The 13,830-nt window shown below is 50.5% G+C and carries 14 protein-coding genes; 8 read left to right on the top strand and 6 right to left on the bottom strand.

Annotation, left to right across the window (positions count from 1 at the left end):
- Positions 1-75: 75 nt before the first annotated feature.
- Together ACLIN2_RS09210 and ACLIN2_RS09205 are read left to right on the top strand one after the other, a co-directional pair.
- Positions 76-351: a ubiquitin-like small modifier protein 1 gene (locus ACLIN2_RS09210; RefSeq protein WP_122924622.1), complete on the top strand. Its 276-nt coding sequence runs from the start codon at positions 76-78 to the stop codon at positions 349-351.
- Position 352: 1 nt separating this feature from the next.
- The gene (locus ACLIN2_RS09205) at positions 353-625 is read left to right on the top strand and encodes a hypothetical protein (protein WP_092276081.1); all 273 of its coding nucleotides are present in this window, start codon (positions 353-355) and stop codon (positions 623-625) included.
- A gap of 80 nt (positions 626-705) precedes the next feature.
- On the opposite strand, the gene ACLIN2_RS09200 is transcribed toward ACLIN2_RS09205, so the two are convergent.
- On the bottom strand, positions 706-2,514 hold the full coding sequence (locus ACLIN2_RS09200) for an aldehyde ferredoxin oxidoreductase family protein (protein WP_411503870.1): 1,809 nt from the start codon (positions 2,512-2,514) through the stop codon (positions 706-708).
- A 239-nt stretch (positions 2,515-2,753) separates the two neighbouring features.
- On the opposite strand from ACLIN2_RS09200, the gene ACLIN2_RS09195 reads away from it, so the two are divergent.
- Genes ACLIN2_RS09195 through ACLIN2_RS09175 form a run of 5 tightly spaced genes read left to right on the top strand, consistent with a single transcriptional unit; the run spans position 2,754 to position 7,046 of the window.
- Positions 2,754-3,683, top strand: a complete 930-nt coding sequence (locus ACLIN2_RS09195) for a substrate-binding domain-containing protein (RefSeq protein ID WP_411503869.1) — start codon at positions 2,754-2,756, stop codon at positions 3,681-3,683.
- Between the two features lie 33 nt (positions 3,684-3,716).
- Positions 3,717-4,577, top strand: coding sequence for a substrate-binding domain-containing protein (locus ACLIN2_RS09190; RefSeq protein ID WP_411503868.1), 861 nt, complete (start codon positions 3,717-3,719; stop codon positions 4,575-4,577).
- Between the two features lie 12 nt (positions 4,578-4,589).
- Complete coding sequence (locus ACLIN2_RS09185) at positions 4,590-5,252, top strand: ABC transporter permease (RefSeq protein WP_411503867.1); 663 nt, start codon at positions 4,590-4,592, stop codon at positions 5,250-5,252.
- Positions 5,253-5,256: 4 nt separating this feature from the next.
- Positions 5,257-5,997 carry a phosphate ABC transporter ATP-binding protein gene (locus ACLIN2_RS09180; RefSeq protein ID WP_400582342.1) on the top strand — a complete coding sequence of 247 codons (741 nt, stop codon included), beginning with the start codon at positions 5,257-5,259 and terminating at the stop codon, positions 5,995-5,997.
- A gap of 20 nt (positions 5,998-6,017) precedes the next feature.
- Positions 6,018-7,046 (top strand): ThiF family adenylyltransferase, encoded by a 1,029-nt coding sequence (locus ACLIN2_RS09175; protein WP_411503866.1) that lies wholly within the window; start codon positions 6,018-6,020, stop codon positions 7,044-7,046.
- Between the two features lie 83 nt (positions 7,047-7,129).
- Here ACLIN2_RS09175 and thrS read toward each other — a convergent pair whose 3' ends face one another.
- From thrS to ACLIN2_RS09150, 5 genes are all read right to left on the bottom strand, one after another.
- On the bottom strand, positions 7,130-9,043 hold the full coding sequence (gene thrS / locus ACLIN2_RS09170; RefSeq protein ID WP_092276099.1) for a threonine--tRNA ligase: 1,914 nt from the start codon (positions 9,041-9,043) through the stop codon (positions 7,130-7,132).
- 343 nt (positions 9,044-9,386) lie between these two features.
- Positions 9,387-10,307, bottom strand: a complete 921-nt coding sequence (ytxC, locus tag ACLIN2_RS09165) for a sporulation protein YtxC (protein ID WP_411503865.1) — start codon at positions 10,305-10,307, stop codon at positions 9,387-9,389.
- Positions 10,308-10,483: 176 nt separating this feature from the next.
- A complete protein-coding gene (gene mqnC / locus ACLIN2_RS09160; RefSeq protein WP_411503864.1) occupies positions 10,484-11,590 on the bottom strand; it encodes a cyclic dehypoxanthinyl futalosine synthase in 1,107 nt (368 codons plus the stop codon).
- Positions 11,591-11,732: 142 nt separating this feature from the next.
- Positions 11,733-11,951, bottom strand: a complete 219-nt coding sequence (locus tag ACLIN2_RS09155) for a hypothetical protein (protein WP_092276108.1) — start codon at positions 11,949-11,951, stop codon at positions 11,733-11,735.
- Between the two features lie 79 nt (positions 11,952-12,030).
- Positions 12,031-12,921 (bottom strand): spore coat protein, encoded by an 891-nt coding sequence (locus ACLIN2_RS09150; protein ID WP_411503863.1) that lies wholly within the window; start codon positions 12,919-12,921, stop codon positions 12,031-12,033.
- Between the two features lie 171 nt (positions 12,922-13,092).
- Between ACLIN2_RS09150 and ACLIN2_RS09145 the strand changes: the two genes are divergently transcribed.
- Complete coding sequence (locus ACLIN2_RS09145) at positions 13,093-13,659, top strand: YqaA family protein (RefSeq protein ID WP_092276113.1); 567 nt, start codon at positions 13,093-13,095, stop codon at positions 13,657-13,659.
- Positions 13,660-13,830: the final 171 nt, after the last annotated feature.

Below are 13,830 nucleotides of genomic sequence, written 5' to 3'. Positions count from 1 at the left end.
GCCTCCATCCATTTCCTTCATTTTGCTTCTTTGTTAAATCCAGTATAATAAAAAGAAAAAGGAGAATATTCAAATATGAAAGTAAAAGTCTTTGCCAATTTTCGTGAGATCTGTCAGGCCAAATCTGTGGAAGTTCCCATGGACAGTGGCAATCGAGTCATTGATATTCTCGAAGCCTTGATTCAGATGTATCCTGCTTTGGATGAAGAAATCTTTACACCGGAGCGAACATTCAAACCGTTTGTCCATGTGTTTCTAAACGGGCGCAATGTCATTCATGCAGAAGGACTCCAAACCCGCGTGCTAGAAGATGATCAATTTGCTTTGTTCCCGCCGGTGGCAGGAGGATAAGATGATCGAGAAAGTTATGGAGCTGCGCGGGATTCCCGTGTCCGCGCTCGTTACCTATTTGACCGAGTGCGGGGGCGAAGCAAAATCGGAAAGCTTGCCAATCCAGGTTGTGGGCGATCAGTGGCAAGCAGAGATTTTGCGAGAAGAGCAAGTGAGGATTACTTCCCGCTTTCATGTCAACGCCGTCTTTATCCGCATGACAGCGCTTGGACCGGAAAGCTTTGAAAGGCTCATGGCTCAATTTCGCCTCAAAATCTTGAGGGTCGGAGGCTAACTACGCGATCACGGAATAGAAAGAGTGCAAAAAGGTGGAAAGCAGGTTTCCACCTTTTTGCTTTGCCACGAGAGGCAAGTTTATACGATGTGGAGTTCTTTTAGTTTTTCCTCAGGAACGACACCATCTACCCAGCCGCGCAGCTGATAGTAGTCGTTCAGCATGACTTCAAGCTGGCTAACGTGCCCTGCACTGTTTCCGCTTGCAGGCTCTTGCATAAAGCGTTTTGGCAAATAGTCATCCTCGCGTTTGTCAAAGCCCGCCAGGTTGTTGTAATGTCGCTCCAGATTGTAAATCCGTTCGCCAATTTTCATGACGTCATCTGCGGTTACTGGAACGCCTGTCATCGTCGAATACTGCTCTGCGTAATTCTCCGCGTTTTCCGAGAACGACGAGAACTTGCAAATATTCATGGAATCGGAGAAAGCCAAGAGATCCTGGAATATTTTGAGCAGCTCGCCTTTTCCTTCTGGCACCAGGCGATCTGTCGGTACCGGGATTCCTGCAATCTCGCTCGCAACAGTATAGCCGCGCAAGTGACATGCACCGCGGTTGCTGGTCGCATACCCGAGACCGATTCCCTGGATTCCGCGCGGGTCGTACGCAGGGATCGCTTGCCCTTTGACGCACATCGCCAGATTTTCATCGCCAAATGCTTTGGCAGCACGAGCTGTTCCCTCGGCCAGAATATCTCCCACGCCTTTGCGGAAGACCATCATCTCGGTCAGCTCGATCATGCGATCAGCATCGCCCCAGTCGACCTTTTCCTCTGTTAATCCTCTTTCGTAGGCCTCCATCATACAGGACAAGGTGTTGCCGAGCTCAATCGTGTCCATGCCGTACTCGTTGCACAGATTGATCAGGAACGAGATCGGTGCAGCATCACTCACGCCACAGTTGGCGCCGAGCGCCCAGCCTGACTCGTATTCAAAGCTCTCTACCCGCGTCTTGTACTTGCCTTCTCTCACTTCAACTTCCTTCTTGCATGCCACAGGACAAGCATGGCAGGTGTTATCTGCTACCAGCAACGTGGCATTCACGGTTTCTCCGCTATGCCCTTCTGCTCCGTCCCAATGCGTATATTTGGAGTTCATGGTCGGAAGAGCACCTACTTCATTAATGATGCTGGTCAGTACGTTGGTACCGTAGACGGAGAGTCCACCCTTTTTCGGTGCTGTCAAGCCGCCCTCCATGATGGCCTTGAGCGCCTTTTGATTGGCCTTTTTGTACTCCTCATCTTGAGCAGGCTGTGGCATATTGCCTTTTTGGGCAGCCTTGATGACAATCGCCTTGAGCTTTTTGGACCCTGCGACTGCACCTGTACCTCCCCGACCAGCTGCACGGTCATTCTCGTTCATAAAACCCGCATAGCGAACGAGATTCTCTCCCGCTTGTCCGATACAGATGACACTCAAGTCTTCTTTCCCATATCGCTCTTGCATAGCTGCTACCGTCGCACGAGTTCCTTTTCCCCACAGCTCGCTGGCATCTCGCAGCTCGCCTTGGCCATTCTCGATATACAAATAGACAGGCTTGTCACTCGCACCCTTGAAGATCACGTTGTCAATACCGGACCATTTCAGGCGCGCCGCAGACCATCCGCCCATATGCGAGTCCGTAACGGTACCCGTCAAGGGAGATTTGGTGACCATACAGAGACGCCCACTCATCGATGAACGGGAGCCTGTCACCGGCCCTGTCATCATACACAGTATGTTGTCTTCCGAAAATGGCTCTACCTGCGCCCCGTTGTCATAGACGTACTTGACTCCCAATCCGCGGCCACCGATGTATGTCCTCGCCAGGCCTTCGTTAATCGGACGATAATCAACCGCACCTGAAGTGAGATCGACCAGCAATTCACGGTTTTTGAATCCCCCCAAAGCCATCGCTCTTTCCCTCCCCAATCTTCATTCACATTGAACTCACAAAATATACCTACTATTACGACTATTATATGGGTAATCCTTCCTGAATACCACGAAAATCCAGCAAAATTGCTAATTTTTCGATTATTTTCTTGCCTATCCACCTGCTGGTAAAGTATGTTATTTATAGACCAAAACATGTAAAACAAACTAAAACTAACTAAAACCAATTCAACCAAACTGAAAAAGAGGGTGACACTTTGGAAAGCGATTACCTGACTCCAGACGAGGTTGCTGCGGAGCTAAAGCTTACCCGGTATACCGTCTATGAGTTGATCAAACGCAAAGAATTGCCTGCCTCCAAAATCGGGCGCACACTGCGCATTTTACGCACGGATCTCGACACCTTCATGCACAAGAGCAAGGCGCGGGACGAGCAGCTTTCCTCAAACGGCTTTTCTTCTCCCCAGAGACAGACATCCCAGCCCTACGAAATCATTTTTGCAGGGAGCCATGACCTCACCATCGACCTCTTGACGAGGAAGCTGGCAGAGCGCGGAATTACGCTGCTACCTGCCTTTTCTGGAAGCTTGGACGGGCTGATCGAGCTCTACAAAGGGCGCGTAGAAATGGCTGGCACCCATCTTCTCGATCGAATGACAGGCGAGTACAACCTGCCTTACATCCGCTGTCTACTTCCGAACGAAGGAGTCACTGTCGTCAATCTGGTCAGCCGCTGGCAAGGCTTCGTCGTGCCAAAAGGCAACCCGCGGATGATCACCAGCTGGGAGGAATTGTTCAGCGGAAAACATCGCATCGTCAATCGCCAGCGCGGATCCGGGACTCGGGTACTTCTCGATTTCAGCATGCAGCAGAAGAAAGTATCCGCGCAAGCCATTCCTGGCTACGATGTCGAGCTGACGACGCATTACGCTACCGCCTCAGCCGTCTTGCAAGGTACGGCAGATGTAGCATTGGGCATAGAAAGTGTGGCCCGCGGAATGGGACTAGACTTTTTTCCGATCCAGGAAGAGCGCTACGACCTCGTAATTCCTGAGCGCTTCGTCAAGCAAGAACGCTTTCGCGAGCTTCTCTCCCTCCTGCGCGACCCTTCATTCAAGCAGGAAGTCGTTGCTCAAGGCGGCTACAACGTCTCTCAAACTGGCAAGGAAATAGACAGAATGTATTGACGAATCCCATCAATTTGATTAGGAGTGATCATGATGAAGAATCTGCGTTTTGCCAAAGTCTTTTTGTTATTTTCGCTGATCCTGTTACTTGCTGCCTGTTCTCAATCTAGCTCTGCTCCGGCGCAGTCTCCCACTGCTACTCCCGCTCCTGAAACGCAGGAAGTCAAGGAAATTACCCTCGCTACTACAACGAGCACCCAGGATTCCGGCTTACTCGACTACCTGCTGCCAATCTTTGAGCAACAATCTGGCATTAAAGTAAAGGTAGTCGCTGTCGGAACTGGACAAGCCATCAAGCTTGGGGAAGACGGAAACGCGGATGTTTTGCTCGTTCACGCTCGCAAGTCCGAGGATGAATTTGTCGCAAAAGGATTTGGCGTCAACGCTTTTGATGTCATGTACAACCAGTTCTACATCGTAGGTCCAGCAGACGATCCTGCCGGAGTCAAGCAAGCGAAAACAGCCAAAGAAGCGTTTGGCAAAATCGCCGAGAAAAAAGCAACCTTTATCTCGCGAGGGGATGACTCGGGTACAGATAAAAAAGAAAAAGGCATTTGGACAGAAGCCAAGATCAAGCCAGAAGACAGCTGGTATCTCTCGTCAGGCCAGGGAATGGGCGAGACGCTGCAAATGACGGATGAGAAAAAAGCCTATACCCTGACGGACGAGGCTACCTTTCTCTCTCGAAAGCTCAATCTCGATGTGGTCATGCAGGGTGACAAATCGCTTTTGAATCCATACGGGATCATTCAGGTCAAGTCTTCTGCCAAGCAAGAAGAAGGCATGAAGCTTATCGAATTTTTCACAGGGGCTGAAGGCCAAAAGCTGATTGGAGAATTTGGGCAAAAGGACTACGGAAAAGGACTGTTCGTGCCTGATGCCAAGAAACGCTAGGAGACTCTTTTCATGATGCTCACACAGGATGTCTGGGAGGTCATCTCGCTCTCCCTGAAGGTAACGACTTCTTCTGTTCTGCTCGGGATGCTCATGGGAATACCTTTTGGCGCTATTCTAGGGCTGTACTCCTTCCCAGGAAAGCGACTGATCATCGCCCTGATCTATACCTGCATGGGACTGCCTCCCGTTTTGGTCGGTGTGATCGTTTACCTCCTCCTCTCCCGGTACGGTCCACTCGGTTCGCTCGACCTTTTATTTAGTGCCGAAGCCATGATTATCGCTCAGGTCGTACTTGTAACGCCAATACTGGCCGGCTTAACCATGGCAGCTGTGCACGGAAAGGAACGCACCTATTGGGAAACAGCGAAAAGCCTGGGAGCTACTCCCCTGCAGATGATGCTGACCATTATTCGCGAGGCGCGCGGGGGGATTTGGTCAGGAGTTGCCGCTGCTTTTGGCAGAGCGATTTCCGAGGTCGGTGCTGTCATGCTGGTTGGAGGGAACATTGAGCACCACACACGCGTGATGACAACGGCCATTATTCTGGAGACGCGAACAGGGAATTTCACAGCAGGCCTGCAATTGGGGCTCGTCCTTTTGGCAATCAGCTTCTTGTTCAACAGCTTTCTGATGGTTGGCATGATGAATCAAATGAAATCCAGGCGGAGATGAATAGATGAACCGATTGAAGCTCAAAGATCTCGAAGTCTCTTACGAAGGAAGAACCGTTTTGCAGGTCGAGCAGGCTATTTTTGAACGCGGTCGAATTTACGGTATCGTCGGTCCGAGCGGTGCGGGGAAAAGCACGTTATTGCGCGTCATGAATCTGTTGGAGAAGCCAACTCGCGGGAGCATGCAGCTTTTCGGAACGGATGTGGAGCTGCCTTCCCTCACCTATCGCAAGGGGGTGCCGATCCAGCGCAAAATGGCTTTCGTCGCACAAAGACCCTCCATGTTTCAGGCGACCGTTTTTGACAACGTAGCATTAGGACTGCGGTATCGGAACCTAGATAAGTCTACTGTCCAAAAAAGAGTAGAGCATGCCCTGGGGCTGGTGGAGCTGTCACCCCTCGCGAGACAGCGAGCCCAGACCCTATCCGGTGGAGAAGCACAGCGAATCGCTTTGGCACGCGCACTCGCCTGCGAGCCTGAGCTCCTGCTGCTCGATGAACCGACCGCGAGTCTCGACCCGTACAATATTTCCATTTTTGAGCGCGTGATTCAGCAGGTTAATCATCAGCAGCACACGACGATCCTCATGATCACACACAACCTTCCCCAGGCAAAAAGACTCGCAGATGCGTGCCTGTTTTTGCACAAGGGGAGACTCGTCGAGTTGGCTGACACCCATACCTTCTTCCACCACCCTGCAAGTGCAGAACTGCAGGATTTTGTATCAGGACGAATGATTTGCTGATCGACGGAAAGGAGTCAGCTATGGATTCCAGCACGCGCTACTCTAGGCAACTGTTATTTTCCCCTATTGGACCACAAGGGCAAGAGAAACTGGCGAATAAAAAAGCTGTCATTGTCGGGATGGGGGCTTTAGGTACAGTACTTGCCAACCATCTCGTTCGCGCAGGTGTCGGACACGTCCGGATGATCGACCGCGATTTCGTGGAGCCAAGCAATCTACAGAGACAGATGCTCTACGATGAAGCAGATGCAAATCAACATACCCCAAAAGCGATCGCTGCTGCCGATAAGCTGCGGACGATCAATTCCACCGTGAGCATTGAGGGCATCATAGCCGACCTGCATGCGGGAAATGCCGAAAGCCTGCTTTCAGATGCTGATGTCATTCTCGATGGATCCGATAATTTTCAAGTACGCTACCTGATCAACGATGTCGCGATCAAATATGGAAAGCCGTGGGTGTATGGAGGTGCTGTAAGCTCTCGCGGCATGTTTGCAGTCATTCGCCCGGGCATCACTCCATGTTTTCGCTGTCTGTTCCCCCATGCACCGGCAGGAAGGGGGGAAACCTGCGACACGGTCGGCGTACTCGGTCCCCTCGTCTCCATCATCGCTTCTTATCAGGCGACAGAGGCAATGAAGCTTTTAATTGGGGATCTGGAGCATCTCAACCCACATCTGGAGCAATTCGATATTTGGCAAAACGACCATGACCAGCTCCCTATTTCCTCAGGGCAAAATCCAGCATGCCCTGCCTGCGTCAAAAAAGAGTTTGAATCATTAACGTTGAAGGATACAACGGAAGAGTTTGCTACACTCTGCGGTCGCGACACCGTTCAGATCCGCCCGAGCTACCCTGTGTCTGTCGATCTGACCCTGCTTGCCAAGCGATATGCGCCTTTGGGGGGGATCGAACACAATCGCTTCTTGCTCCGTTTTCGCACGGATGATTACACCCTCGTTTTTTTCCAAGATGGACGCGTGCTCGTACAAGGAACTGATGACGTTACCATTGCACGCTCTCTGTACGCCCGGTACGTCGGGCATTAGAAAGCATGTAAAAAAGGGGCAGCACCTTCAACACGGAAGGAGCTGCCCCTTTATCCATTTAAAACCTAGGCGTCGGACGCCTCTTACTTCATTTCGTTGATTTCGGCACGAATTTTTTCAACGAACGCATCCACGCTCATTGCACCTTCATCCCCTACTCCGCGTTTACGCACGGACAGAGTGCCGTCTTCCATTTCTTTTTCCCCAATGACGAGCATGTATGGGATTTTTTGGACTTGGGCTTCACGGATTTTGTAACCGATTTTCTCATTGCGCGCATCCAGCTCTACGCGGATACCTGCTTGCTGCAGCTGTTCCTTCACTTTTTCTGCGTAAGGAGTGTGCACTTCGCTGATGTTCATCAGGCGAGCCTGGATTGGAGTGAGCCACACTGGAAATGCCCCTGCATAGTGTTCGATCAGGATACCGATGAAGCGCTCCATGGAACCGTACATCGCACGGTGCAGAACGACTGGACGATGCTTTTCGTTGTCTTGACCGACATAAGTCAGGTCAAACTTCTCTGGCATTTGGAAGTCCAGCTGGATAGTACCGCATTGGTGACGGCGTTTCAGCGCATCTGTGATGTGGAAGTCGATCTTCGGTCCATAGAAGGCACCGTCGCCTTCTTCGATACCGTATGGCATTCCGGATGCCTCCAGCACTTTTTTCAAAGCACCTTCAGCTGTTTCCCACAGCTCGTCGGAGCCCATGGAATCCTCTGGACGAGTAGACAGAGACACACTGTATTCGAAGCCGAACACTTTATAAATACTGTCGATCAGCTTGATCATGCCTTTGATTTCGGTTTCGATCTGATCCGGACGAACAAATACGTGCGCGTCATCCTGGCAAAAAGTCCGTACGCGAAGCATACCGTTCAGAGCACCGGAGTACTCGTGGCGGTGAACCTGACCAAACTCGGAGTAACGGATTGGCAGATCGCGGTAGGAATGCATCGCATTTTTGTACATCAGCATGTGTCCTGGACAGTTCATCGGCTTCAGAGCGTAAGTCGCATTATCTACTTCAGAGAAGTACATGTTCTCTTGGTAATGCTCCCAGTGGCCGGATTGCTTCCAGAGGCGCTCGTTCATCAGGAACGGAGTGCGTACCTCTGTGTATTGCGCCAGCTGCTGCAGACGGCGGGAGAATTGCTCCAGCTCGTTGCGGACAGTAAAGCCTTTAGGCAGGTAGAACGGCATACCTGGAGCTTCCTCAGAGAACATGAACAGCTCGAGCTCTTTTCCCAATTTGCGGTGGTCGCGTTTTTTCGCTTCTTCGATGAAGTGCAGATATTCTTCCAGCTCGGCTTTTTTCGGCCATGCAGTACCGTATACACGCTGCAGTACTTGGTTTTCCGATTTTCCGCGCCAGTAAGCACCCGCTACGTTCATCAGCTTGAATGCTTTGATGAAGCCAGTGGAAGGCAAATGAGGTCCACGGCACAGGTCGAAGAATTCGCCCTGTTCATACAGAGTGATGGTCGCATCTTCTGGCAGGTCGCGGATCAGTTCCAGCTTCAGATGGTCATTCAAGCCTTGGAAAATCTCTGTTGCTTCTGCGCGGCTAACGACTTTGCGGCGAATTGGCAAATCCTCTTTCACGATTTTTTCCATTTCCGCTTCGATTTTTCCGAGGTCTTCCGGGCTCAAAGATACAGGAATATCCATGTCGTAGTAGAAACCGTCTTCGATTACTGGACCGATCCCGAATTTCACTTCACTGCCGTAGATGCGTTTTACTGCTTGTGCGAGCAAGTGAGCGGTACTGTGACGATATACTTCAACGCCGTCTGGGGAGTCCAGCGTCACGATCTCGATCGCTGCATCCTCTTCCAGCGAGGTGTACAGGTCAACGACTTTGCCGTCTTTTTTACCAGCGACGGCTTTCTTTTTCAAGCTGGCGCTAATGGAACCAGCGATGTCTTCGATGGTAGTCCCGGCCTCGTATTGACGAACTGCGCCATCCGGGAAAGTCACGTTAATTTGTGCCACGTTAGGTTCTTCCTTCCTTTACCAAGATTTGAGATTTACTAAACTCGGCAATGCCAAGTAAATAAAAAAACACCCATCCCAAAAAGGGACGAGTGTCATCTCGCGGTACCACCCTAATTCAAGTCTGTCAGTCTTGCCCAAACAGACTCCTCAAGGAATTTTAACGGTTATTCACCGGCTGACCGATACTGGAAGGCAAATGCCTTTGTTCCCGGTGGCTACTCAAAGGGGGTAGATCCATATGGGTGCGCAGCGGGCTTCCAGCCATGTCCCGCCTCTCTGAAGCGACCTGCATATCGTCCATGTCCTTCTCATCGTATTTCCTGTAAAGTTGTTGTTGCTATTATAGTTTAGACGGATTGTGCAAGTCAAGTACACGTCTGTCTGCCAGACAAAGGGGGCAAGACTGGCACGTACTCAACCGGCTGTCGAAAATGCTGCGAATCGTCTGCGTCAGTCCTGGCCTCTCCGTTGCCATGTGCAGGACGATACTCTCCGGTGCCAAGGTCACGAGGGCGCTGACCAAATAGTCTTCGTCCCGGCAGTTTTGCTCTTCCATGCTCAGAACGGAATCCAGCTGATCCAGCCACAGGCGATCCCCTTTTTTATCATAGAGGTGGAAAGGTTTGTCCACACTAGGAACGACGTGAACCACTTCCTGCTTGGTCTCCTGGACGGCGATGAAATAACGCAGCAGTTCCACAAATTCCTGATATTGCTTGTCTTCCAGATATTCGTCGATTCCTGCCTCCACCAGCTCAAACAGTTCATTCCAATGGTCCTGCAGACGAAAACGGACGAAGCCCAAAACGTTGACGGTTCTCTCGTATTCCAAATACGTAAATGCCTTGCGATAGACATTCGCCTTGCGTGTTGTAGCGGTAAACAGCTCCGTGCCGGCAGGTTCATGCTCTTGGCACATACGCTGGATGTAGGGAAGGATTTCTGCCCATTCTTCCTCCAGCTGCTCGGACTGCAGCAAATCCTCTGCCATTTCCTCGATGATCTCGGATTCCTTTACCTGCATGATCCACTCAGCTAATGACAATGCCACGAAAGCACGAGCCCAATCAATCGTCTGCGCATCGTATTCTTCTTCGCACCAGCTCTGAAAGAAGAACACAAGGTACCCGTTCTGGTCCTCCTCTTTATATGTAATACGCACCGGTGCAGTGTTGACCCGCTCCGTCATCTCTTGCAAGATGGCGCGATACGTGCCACTATGCGCAGGGACATTCTCCAGCAATACGCGGAACGCTTGCATAACCATCCCCCCAACCCGCAATTGTACTTACAGTATATGTCCCGACAGGAGCGATATACTTTTAAACGGTTGGAAACGGAGGGAAGGATAGATAGAAAAAGCACGCTTCCGTCAGTCCCATACAAGGGACCAAAACAGAAACGTGCTTCCACTCGATATCGTTTTCGTCGCAAAGCTTAGTTCTGCATCACAAAATCTTTTTCCGCCATCTCGCCATCCTCGAACACGCGCAGGATATCGTACTGAGTGTTGCGTTGCGCAGGAATCTTGCCTGCTCCGCGAATCAGCTCCAGAATTTGGTTGGTGTTCACTTTGTGGGTACAAGCTGCTGCAGACACCACGTTTTCTTCCATCATCGTCTGACCGAAGTCATTGGCTCCATAGGATAGAGACAATTGGCCGTAGTGTGGGCCCATCGTTACCCAAGACGACTGGAAGTTCTCCACATTGTCCAGCATCAGTCGGCTGATCGCCAATGTTTTCAAATACTCTTCCGGCGTGTTGTTGACTGCCTTCATGTTGGTATTGTCTGGCTGGAACGTCCATACGATGAACGCTTTGAAGCCGTGCGTCTCATCCTGGGCTTCACGAATGCGCAAGAGAGAAAGAACGCGTTCTTCCATTTCCTCACCGAAGCCGATGACCATCGTCGCGGTTCCTGGCAAGCCTGCGCGATGTGCCGCTTTTTGGGTGTCGATCCAATCCGTCCAAGAGCCTTTCAGTCTGGAAATCTTCCGACGAGTACGATCATCCAAAATTTCTCCACCTGCTCCTGGCAAGGAATCCAGACCAGCAGACTTCAGTTCTCTCAATACATCCTCTACGGACATATTCGAAACCTCGGCAATTTTCATAACCTCAGCAACAGACAGAGAATGCATGGTGATTTGCGGGAAGCGTTGCTTGATCGCCCGCAGCAGGTCGGTATAGTAGTCGAGCTTTAAGTCCGGATTGGTTCCGCCCTGCATCAAAATTTCGGTACCGCCTACGTCTACCGTTTCTTGAATTTTTTGGAAAATGGTCTCTCTTGGGAGAACGTATCCTTCCGAAGATCCAGGCGCGCGATAAAACGCGCAAAAGCGGCAATACGTGTCGCAAACGTTGGTGTAGTTGACATTACGGCTAATGACAAATGTTGCGATTGGGTCTGGATGGTGCTTTTGCATCACCAGGTTCGCGTAATGCCCCAATTTTTCAATTTCATTACTTGCAAACAAGGCCAAACCATCTTCAAGGCCCAGGCGTTCGCCTGCAAGAGCCCGTTCCAATATACTGTCGATCATAAGGATCACTCCTTGTTACCTACGTAAATTCCACTCCACATGATATCACACTTGGCCTACCCCGGCTATTCCCAAGGTGCATAGGTGTAAAAACTTACATATAAAAAAACAACCCTGCAGAGGGCAAGGTCGTCTGTGTTTGCTATTCGAAACCGATTTGCTCGTATACTTCTGGCTCCCAATAAATGACGGTCTGAGCGAGTGGCAGATTCGTCTCACGAGCGCCGTTTGGCTGACCATTAAAGTAGATGATTTCCGTAACAGAAACGCGTTCTCCTCGAACGTCAATTTCACCGGAAAGCTGCAGATTCGTTCCATCTGGTGCATAAAAAATGACTTTCCCCGAACCTAGTGTTTTCACTTCGGCCCCTCCCACTGATGTTTGTCCTTTCTCTATAGTAGTGGATATTATTTCCTATCGTCAATGAAAAAACAAGTACCTATTGACCAAGCAGGGAATCCGAAATGGTATTCTTTTTGCGACTTCGGTTCTGCTTCCCTTCTGCTTGCTGGTACAAACCGCCTGTCGCTTCGATCCCTTGTGTCTGTAACGCATCGGTAGTCATCGCCGTATCTTCAGAAGGCCCATTGAAATCCGGGCGGTACGGCTGAGGGGAAAAAATCGGTGCCGCATTCACAGGGCTCAGCGGCTGGTCAGCTGGGGAAGAAGCTCTTGCGCCGCTTACCGTCTCTCTCTGCAAGTGGGCGGAAATGGTGCCTTTTTCCTGAGGCGGCTGCGTCGGAGCTGCCGCTGGAGAAACTGCTTGCTCCATCATCCCATTCTCGGGGCGCAAAGGCTGATAACCGCGCAGCAGCTCGGCATTGGTCGACTCAGACATCGTTGCCAGCGGATAGAACCCTCTGCTTTGCATGTAAACCCATATTTCGTGAGCCTGATGCGCACAATTGACGGCTCCCTGCAGCAGCAGCTCACGAATCTGCGGATGTGCTGCCTCGAGTGCCGCTGCCAGCTTGGTTTTGGCTCCTGTTTTATGCATACCGAGAAAAGCGGACGCTACATCGCGGTCATCGATTTGGGGTGAATAAGCATGTGGTTCACTCATTTGCGCAGCCATGGCTGGAGCTGCTGATGCAAACGTCCGATTCGGGCGATAGGGCAGCATCTCTCCTGCGCCAAGCCCTTGCACGGTATAAACGAAAGTATTGTACTCATTTTGCATGAATTGCAGCTGATGAGCTGTGATTTGGGCCAGCTGTGCATCGCGAATAAATGGGACGTACAAATGGGCCGTATTCATCGCGTCAACCGCTCCGTTCAAAACCTCATGAAGCTCTATGACTTCGTGTGCACCATAGGGATGAGATTGCATAGATGGTTACGCCTCCTTTTTGTCTCTCGTCAAAATCTCTAACAGTATGTCCGAAAATTTTCCGTCCTAGAAGCTGGTGCTGACTTTGGACAAACGGACATATCTTAGCTACAGAAACCAGAATCTTTCCTGTATAATGGCTAGGGAAGGAAAAATCGCAAGGAGATGCCCATGCTGGAACAAATCACGCAACTGTTTATGAATTACGGAATATGGGGACTCTTCGGAATGGCATTTTTGGACTCGTTTATCAGTCCAGTTCCACCTTTCTTCATGCAAATTGCGATGAGTTTGCTCGATCCTGGCTCCGCACTGCGATTTGCGACTGTAGCTTTCACGGCTTCCATACTCGGTGCTCCCATCGGATTTATGCTGGGAAAATGGCTAGGGAAACCGCTTTTACAGAAACTGCTACCCGCAAAATGGACAGCTCTCGCGACCGAGCAATTTGCGAAAAACGGAGATGCTGCTGTACTGATTGGGGCTTTTACCCCCATTCCCTTCAAAGTTTTTACCGTGCTTAGCGGGGCATTCAATTACTCTTTAACGAAGCTGATGCTCTTCGCCATCGTCGGGCGGGGATTAAAATTTTTTCTAATCGGCACTCTGTTTCATTTTTACGGAAAGCACGCAAAAGTACTCCTGGATGAATATCTGGAGGTCACGATACTCGGGATTGGTGCCTTGGTCGCGATCGCCTGGTTCATCTGGAACAAGCGCAGGAAACGGTATTTGTAAACAGAAGACAGCCTCATACAGAAAAAGCGTCCAAGCCATGTCACTGGCTCACGGACGCTTTTTTCATGTCACTTGAAAAGGATGGACTGACAAAGCCAGATGCAAGCCCACAGAAAAATTCTCTTCGGTAATCACCGATCGCACATGCGCCCATATATTGTAATTGTGAGT

The organism is Brevibacillus centrosporus (genome assembly GCF_046622605.1).
Lineage (GTDB): Bacteria > Bacillota > Bacilli > Brevibacillales > Brevibacillaceae > Brevibacillus > Brevibacillus centrosporus.
Note: the sequence above shows the minus strand (reverse complement) of the source record. Positions and strands in the feature narration are given on the sequence as shown.